Origin of the sequence: Frigoribacterium sp. VKM Ac-1396 (genome assembly GCF_015350895.1) — a bacterium.
GTDB lineage: Bacteria > Actinomycetota > Actinomycetes > Actinomycetales > Microbacteriaceae > Frigoribacterium.
In genome coordinates, this window is sequence record NZ_JADKSD010000001.1 from 151,336 (window position 1) to 159,106 (window position 7,771).

Annotated in this window: 9 protein-coding genes; 4 read left to right on the forward strand and 5 right to left on the reverse strand. The window is 68.0% G+C overall.

Going from position 1 to position 7,771, the window contains the following annotated elements:
• Nucleotides 1–134 precede the first annotated feature (134 nt).
• Nucleotides 135–2,192: a cytochrome c oxidase assembly protein gene (locus ITJ55_RS00715; protein WP_370543942.1), complete on the reverse strand. Its 2,058-nt coding sequence runs from the start codon at nucleotides 2,190–2,192 to the stop codon at nucleotides 135–137.
• A 281-nt stretch (nucleotides 2,193–2,473) separates the two neighbouring features.
• The gene (locus ITJ55_RS00720; protein ID WP_194593683.1) at nucleotides 2,474–2,938 is read right to left on the reverse strand and encodes a hypothetical protein; all 465 of its coding nucleotides are present in this window, start codon (nucleotides 2,936–2,938) and stop codon (nucleotides 2,474–2,476) included.
• A 433-nt stretch (nucleotides 2,939–3,371) separates the two neighbouring features.
• Between ITJ55_RS00720 and ITJ55_RS00725 the strand changes: the two genes are divergently transcribed.
• The 3 genes from ITJ55_RS00725 (at nucleotide 3,372) to ITJ55_RS00735 (ending at nucleotide 4,817) form a co-directional block, all read left to right on the forward strand.
• A complete protein-coding gene (locus ITJ55_RS00725) occupies nucleotides 3,372–3,689 on the forward strand; it encodes a hypothetical protein (protein ID WP_194593684.1) in 318 nt (105 codons plus the stop codon).
• 87 nt (nucleotides 3,690–3,776) lie between these two features.
• Nucleotides 3,777–4,190: an SRPBCC family protein gene (locus tag ITJ55_RS00730; RefSeq protein ID WP_194593685.1), complete on the forward strand. Its 414-nt coding sequence runs from the start codon at nucleotides 3,777–3,779 to the stop codon at nucleotides 4,188–4,190.
• Nucleotides 4,191–4,340: 150 nt separating this feature from the next.
• Nucleotides 4,341–4,817, forward strand: coding sequence for a hypothetical protein (locus ITJ55_RS00735; RefSeq protein WP_194593686.1), 477 nt, complete (start codon nucleotides 4,341–4,343; stop codon nucleotides 4,815–4,817).
• 68 nt (nucleotides 4,818–4,885) lie between these two features.
• Here the strand turns inward: ITJ55_RS00735 and ITJ55_RS00740 are convergent, their stop codons facing one another.
• The gene (locus ITJ55_RS00740; protein WP_194593687.1) at nucleotides 4,886–5,743 is read right to left on the reverse strand and encodes a helix-turn-helix transcriptional regulator; all 858 of its coding nucleotides are present in this window, start codon (nucleotides 5,741–5,743) and stop codon (nucleotides 4,886–4,888) included.
• An 85-nt stretch (nucleotides 5,744–5,828) separates the two neighbouring features.
• Here ITJ55_RS00740 and ITJ55_RS00745 point away from each other — a divergent pair, with 85 nt between their 5' ends.
• Nucleotides 5,829–6,614, forward strand: coding sequence for an SDR family NAD(P)-dependent oxidoreductase (locus ITJ55_RS00745; protein ID WP_194593688.1), 786 nt, complete (start codon nucleotides 5,829–5,831; stop codon nucleotides 6,612–6,614).
• A 193-nt stretch (nucleotides 6,615–6,807) separates the two neighbouring features.
• Here ITJ55_RS00745 and ITJ55_RS00750 read toward each other — a convergent pair whose 3' ends face one another.
• Nucleotides 6,808–7,065, reverse strand: a complete 258-nt coding sequence (locus tag ITJ55_RS00750) for a hypothetical protein (protein ID WP_194593689.1) — start codon at nucleotides 7,063–7,065, stop codon at nucleotides 6,808–6,810.
• A gap of 129 nt (nucleotides 7,066–7,194) precedes the next feature.
• On the reverse strand, nucleotides 7,195–7,771 hold a 577-nt coding region (locus ITJ55_RS00755), incomplete at its 5' end, for a DUF2625 family protein (RefSeq protein WP_194593690.1).

Sequence of the window (7,771 nt, forward strand, 5' to 3'; positions counted from 1 at the left end):
GCTGGGAGAGGTCGAGATGATCTGGTCGTGCGCCTCCGCCGGTGATGCGACACCCACAGCGGCGGCGATCGCGAGCAGGACCGCGGCGAACACGGCACCGGCGGTCCGGGTGGGGGTGCGGGAGGTGGTGGGGGTCATGACTCTCTCCGGGGGGTGTCGGCGCCGTTGAGGCGGGCGAGCTGGTCGTTGTAGGCGCGCAGGGTCGCGTCGTCGTCGCGGTCGGCTTTGCGGTCGTACCGTTTCGCGGCGCGCTCCTCGGACCTCGACCACTGGCGGACGACCATCAGGGCGACGAGGACGACGGGGAACTCGCCCGCACCCCAGGCGATGCCGCCGCCGGTGACCTGGTCGGCGAGGAGGGCGGTGTCGTCGGTGGCGTCGAGGGCGTGCCACCAGTCGAGGGCGAGCACTTCGGTGCCGGACATGATCGCCAGGCCGAAGAAGGCGTGGAACGCCATCGTGGCCAGCAGGATGATCAGCCGCAACGGGTACGGGGGCCGCTTCGGACCGGGGTCGATTCCGATGAGGACGAAGAAGAACAGGTAGCCGCTGATCAGGAAGTGCACCGTCATCAGCAGGTGCCCCTGGTGGGTCTCGAGCGACCACCGGAACCAGCCGGTGTAGTAGAACGCGATCAGGCTGCCCGCGAACACCACCGCGGCGACGATCGGGTGGGTCACGAGCTGCGCGTAGCGGGAGTGGGTCAGCAGCAGCACCCACTCCCGGACGCCGCGGCTGTGGTCCCGTCGTGCCGGCACGAGGCGGAGCAGCAGGGTGACGGGGGCGCCGAGCACGAGCAGCGGCGGCACGTACATCATCAGCAGCATGTGCTGGATCATGTGGGTGCTGAAGTGCACCGCGCCGTAGACGCCGGGGCCGCCGCTGGTGGCGTAGGCGAGCATCATGCAGCCGGCAACCCAGGGGACGATGCGGGCCACCGACCAGCGGTCACCGCGCCTCCTGAGCCCCACGACTCCGGCGAGGTAGAGGCCGGCGAACACCGCGGCGATCGCGAGCCACGCCCAGTCGGGGTGGAACGCGGTCAGCATGCGCGACACGGACACCGGTTCGGGGAAGGTGAACCCGATCAGCGACGACCGCGGGTCGACGTTCGCGATCGAGGTCTGAGGCACAGGAGGCGCGCTCCGGGACAGCGCGACCGACAGACCCATGGCGACGGCCATCAGGACGACCTCGACCACGGCCAGCCGCACGAACGCCCGACGCCGGGTGGGTTCGCGGACCAGGCCGGGGATCACGCGCCGTCGGTGGAGGGCGCCGGCGACTCCGAGGAGCACGAGGACGAGGATCTTCGCCGACACGAGCAGCCCGTACTCGGTCGTGACGAGGTCGCCGACCCCGGTGAAGCGGAGCGAGACGTTCACGACGCCCGAGAGCGCGACGGCGACGAACGACCATCCGGCCAGGGCCGAGTACCGGGCGGCGACGACGGGCAGGCCGCCGCGGATCCTCGTCCGCAGGAGGACCAGCGCCGCCAGTCCGCCGACCCAGACGGTGACGCCGAGGAGGTGGATCGCGAGGCTGTTCACCGCGTTGGCGTGCTCGTCGCTGCCGGCCGCGTGCCCGGACAGCGACAGCGGCAGCAGGGCGAGCAGGGCGAGGGCTGCCGCGGCGCCGGTCCACGAGACGCTGCGGGTCAGGTAGGTGATGACGAACACGACCAGCACGCACACGGCCGACACGAGCAGGGACTGGCCCAGCTCGAGGCCGGTGGCGAAGAACAGGAACTGGCGGCGGAAGATCGGGTCCGACAGAGGAACCCCGATGACGCTCGCCGCGGTCAGGACGATGACGACGCTGCCCGCGAGGAACCAGACGGCGGCAGCCCACGACGCCCACCGGACGGCGGTGAACTGGGCGGAGCTGAGCACACCCGGGGCGCGGTTCTGCCCGGGGAGGGCGAACGCGGCGAGCACCAGCAGTCCGATGGTCACGGCAGCGGCGAGGTCGTGCACGATCCGGGCGACCGGGAGGCCGTAGGTGACGAGGTCGCCGGGGTCGACGATGAGGGTCTGTGTCGTGGCACCGGTGAACAGCAGGCCCACCAGGGTCATGACGACGGCGAGGGGCACGCACGCGATGAGCACCGAGCCGACGGGGCGCAGCGGCGGCAACGGGGTGACACCGGTCTCGAGGTCGACGTCGTCGAGCTCGGGCGGCCGAGTACTCACGACGACCGTCCACCGCGAAGGCGCGGACGCAGGAAAAGAGAAGGAGAGAACAAGGAAGACGTCCTGACAGGCGCCGACGTGCGGCACCGAACAGACCACCCACCACGGCCACATGAGCCGGCGCAGGGGTCGAGATCACGGTCACACCCGGCATCCATCGACCTCGTGCCGTGTCACGGCAGGCATAGTCATGGGCGGGTGTGCGACACGCTCGCGCCCCTCAGAGGGAGGCGTCGAGCGTCACGAGACGGCACCGGGTGGTGTCGTCACGGAGTGACAGGTCAGGCGACGGCCGGCGGGCCTCGGTGAGGCTGGGTCGACCAGGCGAGGCCTGAGTCGTGCGGGACGAGACGGGCCACCCGTGCCACGACAGCCCGGAGCTGCACGGGCTCGGCGACGAGCACGAGAACGAGCCCCAGGGCGCAGACGACTGCCGAGACGCCCTCCCGAGCGAGGTCGGCCAGGACCCGCAAGGTCCGCTCTCCGAACCAGATGCCGACCACCGTCGCGACAGCGGCGACACCGTGCGCGATCCACATGGAGGGGCCAGCGTGCATCCCGGCCATCCCGGCCATCCCGGAGGCGTCACCGCTACTCAGGATCAGGGCGTCGTGACCGTGGTGTCCACCACCGGTCGCCGTCACCGCACTGGTGCTCGCGCCGACGGAGAACAGGGTGTGGAACGCGAGCTGCGCAAACGCGACCGCGATCGACAGGCGGACCGCTGAGAGCTTCTTGCCCGTCACCGCGACCGCCAGGGGCAGGGCGAACGCCAGAGCGAGGCCAATGCCGAGAACACCCGGTGCAGAGCCCCCGCCGGCGACGTGGGAGAACGCGGCAACGGTGAGAGCGAGAACAGTCGTCAGTGAGCCACGAAGAAGACGTGACCACCTCGACCCCACGACGTTCTCCTCACCTGTTGCGGAACACGCTCAGCTTACGGGGAGATGGCAACGGGACAGGAGCCGTTGAAGCTAGTGCAGCCAGGGGTCTCTTGACTTCGAGCGACGGCCTGAGAAGTGTCCGATCGAGGATGGTTGTCCGTACGCGCCCCGCCAGATCTCGAACCCCAGACCCCCGACCCCCGACTGTGATGTCCGGCGCGTGTCGAGGGCGGGGGAGCCTGCGGGTGACAGCCCTCGAGCGAGTCGTTAGCGTGGGCTGACAGAGGGGGGGTTCATGACCGTGTGGACTGTCATCGCATTCGCCGCTTTCGCGGCCGCGGTGCTGGCGCTGTTGGCGCCGCACGCTCGAACCAGTTCCGTTGAGGCGTTACGCCTGTTCAGGTTGGAGGCCGTCGACAGCGATGCGTCACGTCGCGCCGCCACCTGGGCTCTGACTCCCCTCGCGGCACTGTCGATCGCGGTGAGCCTCATCGGTCTCGCCGTGAACAAAGGAGGAACAGGCTCCGGAGTGACGTCCTTGATCGCGCTGCTCCTCGTCGGCGCTGCCCTGGTTGCCGGCCACGTCGCTGCGCTTCGCGCCAAGAAGGTTTAGGCGTCCCGTTTTAGCCGGCGCCGTAACAGCGCCCAATAGGGATCCTCAGCCGGTGCGCTCGATTCAGTGGGCTGCTAACTTCCGGACATGACCTGGCCTGTCGTCCACATCTCACACTCGCTCGACCACGACGTCGCCGCCGTGTCCAGTGTCGCCGGGAATCCCGAGAACCTTCCCGCGTGGGCGGCTGGCCTGAGCGCTGGCATCCGCGAGGAGGACGGGCGGTGGATCACGGACTCGCCGATGGGCGTCGTCGAGGTGGCTTTCACGGGGCCGGTGGAGCTGGGGATCCTCGACCACGACGTGACCTTTCCTGACGGATCTGTCGTGCGGAACGCCTTCCGCGTCGTGGCCAACGACCAAGGCAGCGAGGCCGTCTTCACCGTCTTCCGCCGTGACGGGATGTCCGAGGCGGACTTCCACTCTGACGCTGACGCTGTCCGCAAAGATCTCGATCGACTCGCGGCGCTGCTCGAAGAGCGCCTGCCTCGCGCCCGGTAGGGGATCGTTCATCGGACACTGAAGCAGACCCCCTTCCCCGGGCCGCTCATCGTGCCGCGTAGCTCGTCTCCTCAGGAGGGTCGGCGCACCTGGTCGGGGGATGCCCATGCCCGGGTGCAAGCCCTAGCCTCATGGAAAAGGGGAGTCCTCATGGGTGTTGCCGTGGAGCGTCCGATACACGCGCCGCGATCGGATGTGCGCGTCTTGGTCGGTACCGGGGCAGGGGTCGGCGCGGGCTGTGCGCTGCTTCTGCCCATCGCGTGGATGGTCGTGTGGGGTGCCTTCGCAGGACTCGACGGCGCCGGGATCGCCGGATGGGTCGTCATCGCGCTCATCTACGCAGTTCCTGCTGCCGTGGTCTTCGCCCTCATCGGAGCGGTTGCCGGACTCGTCAGCGCGTCGCTGTGGCGGCAGCGTCACCGCTGGGGCAGATCGAGAAGCCAGACATCAACGGTGTTGGCCACAGCGGCAGTTGTCGGCATCTCAGCAGGCCTGGCCCTCGGCCTCTTCTTCGGCGATCCCCTATCCGGTGCCATCGTCGGACTCCTTGCTGCCTCAGGTGCCGGCCTCACATCGGGATTGAGCCTGCGCCGACTGGCACGACGAGAGACGCCGCCCGTTCGGTAGCCGATCGGCCATCGAGACTCGGCCTCGCTTGATGTTCATCTCGTGGCGCCTCGGCTCGGATGGGCCGTTCAGGTGCCCCGCGGCTCAACGAGGGGCTCCAAGCCGACGACTTCCAGCAGGGCGAGGTTCTCCGCGTCTCGGGAGCCCGCTGGCGCGGTGTAGAGCACGAGGTGCTGGTCCCGCTCGGTGATGGCAAGGGAATCGCAGTTGACGGTGATCGATCCTGCTGGTGTGTGACGGAACGTCTTCTGCAGGGGAGGTGGTGTCTGGACGTCGTGTCGCTCCCAGAGCCGTGCGAACTCTGCGCTGCCGGCGTGGAGTTCGTCGATGACCTCGCGGACGATCGGGTCTGCCGGGTACGACGCCTGTGCGCTACGGAGTTGGGTCACGACACCTTCACGGAATGCGACCTCATCAGAGATTCCGTAGATCGCCTCCCGCGCCTGCCCATCTTGGAGGAAGGTCTTCCTCGCGAGGTTGCGATCGCGGGGAACGAGCAGAGAGAAGTCCTCCATGAGAGCTGCCGCCAGGTCGTTCCAGGCGAGCACCTCGAACGTGGCCGAGAGGACTATCCCGGCGGTGTGGGGGAGCCGTTCGAGCAGGGTGAGGATGCTCGGTCGGACGTCGCGGCGATGCAATCCCGTCGGGGTGGGGGCGGTACCGGCGAGCCGGTGCAGGTGGTCGGACTCCTCAGGGGTGAGACGCAGCGCGCCCGCGATGCCCGCGAGGACGACTTCCGAGGGCCGAGGAGCACGGCCCTGCTCGAGTCTGGCGTAGTACTCCGTCGACACGTGAGCGAGGACTGCGACTTCCTCACGGCGAAGACCCGGAGTCCTTCGCCGAGGCCCAGACGGAAGGCTGACGTCCTCGGGTCGGAGACGCTCGCGGCGACTCCGGAGAAAAGCTGCGAGCTCACCCTTGTCCATGCCACGAGTCTCCGCCCTGAGAGGCGGCGGACCCTCGTACCGTTTGTGCCTGGATGCAGATTCCCAGGGCGCAGACGCTCTTTACATGACGAACAACACTGAGTCCACGCCGGTCGGCCTTCTGACCGGGAAGGTCATTTTCATCACCGGAGCCAGCCGCGGCATAGGCGCCGCGGCCAGCCGTCTCTTCGCTCGAGAGGGCGCATCCGTCATGCTCGCTGCCCGCAGCATGATGGCGCTCGACGCCCTCGTCGAAGAGATCCGCACCCAGGGCGGCACGGCTGACGCCGTCGCGATGGACCTCGCCGACCGGGCCAGCATCCGCGCGGCCATCGAGCGAGTCGAGGAACTCCACGGGCGCCTCGACGGGGCATTCAACAATGCAGGTATCAACCAGCAAGCGATCGGCCCACTCGACACCACGTCCGATGACGACATCGACGAGCAGTTCGCCGTCAACTTCCGCGCACACTGGGTCGCGATGGTCTCCGAGGCGGCCCTCATGCGGAAATCCGGCGGCGGCGCGATCGTGAACACCTCGAGCATCGGCAGTCGACGTGCTGTGCCGCCGCTGCCGGCGTACGGGGCCATGAAGCGGGCACTGAACAGCATCACGGAGACCGCGGCTGTCACCTGGGCTTCTGAGGGCATCCGGGTGAACGGCCTCACGCCCGGGGGGACAGCGACCGAGATGATGGACGAGTGGGAGGAGAAGACCCCGGGGATCATCGACGCCAACAACGCGGCCAACCCCATGGGCCGCATGGCGACCGCCCTCGAAGTCGCCGAGGTAGCCGCATTCTTCCTGAGTGATCGTGCGTCGGCCGTGACGGGCGCCATCGTGCCCGTCGACGGCGGCGCCGGCGCCTAAGACCGGGGCCGCTCCCCTGTCAGACGCGCCTCCGGTCGTCACCGACGAGTGACATGTCGGCCAGGCGATCGTTGGCCGGCCGCGGAAGATCTGGAGGGTTGGGCGTCCCTACACGAATCTTCTCAACCCGAAATCGACACGAAGTCGATGGCCCAAAGTGTCCCGATAGACGATCGGTCACCGGCCGCGGTTGTTAGTTGGATACCTCTGGTGGGGTTGGATCTTCGTCGGCGTCGTAAGGGAGGGCTCGCAGGTAGAACGTGACCTTGAGGAGCATGGCGCCGGAGATGGCGCCTGCCCCTACGCCGAGCCAGAAGATCCAGATGCCCGTGACAATCGCAGCGAAGACGAGCAAGCCGGTGCAGAGGCCAGCCGCGGTCGCACCCAGGTACGTGATCTCGCGAGGTATGGACCCTAAAATTTTTCGATCTTCGAGAATCGTCAGGCTCATGACCGTCTCCTTCTGGGTCGTGCTTAGGTGCGACCCTCTCTTAGCCAACCGAATTTGCACCCCGTCTGACCTTCTTGTCGCACCGGTCGGTGCCCGATAGGGGATCGGTCTCCGCTCGAAGCGAACGACTCAGGACCACGTGGCGGGCACGCCACGATCGGTTCCGAGCTGAGTGGCAATGTCGTTGTACATGCCGAGCAATTCCGACATGGGCACGGCTCGCTTGCTGACCTTGCTGAGGTCCTTGCCCTCTACCGAGAACGGGAAGGGGTAGAGAGACAGGCCCTGCCTCGGTGGGAGGGGCGCGATGTCGTTCTGCCACCCCGCCCACCGGAGGGGCTCGTAGAAGTCCACAGTCGCGCCTTCGAGCATCCAGGTCACGAAGGCGGCATGGCCCAACTCGAGGTCTTCCCAAACCAACGAGTCGACCGGGAAATGGTGGACGGAGCCGTTGCCTGTGCCGAGGGCACCCCCGTCCAACGCGAACACCCCGCCGAGGACGTCGTACGCGACAACGAGCAGCCCCGTGGTGCCGGCACTGGCCTGGTCAAGGCCGGGCAGGCCTTCGTCGGTGGAGCTTCCCCCGAGGAGGCGCAGCCACCCGTCGTCGACGATGACGCCAGAGGTGCTACGAGCGAGCGCGCCAAGATAAGAACCTGTACCGAGTCCCAGCGTTGCCGCGGTGGATGAGTCCGCCTTGGGGGGG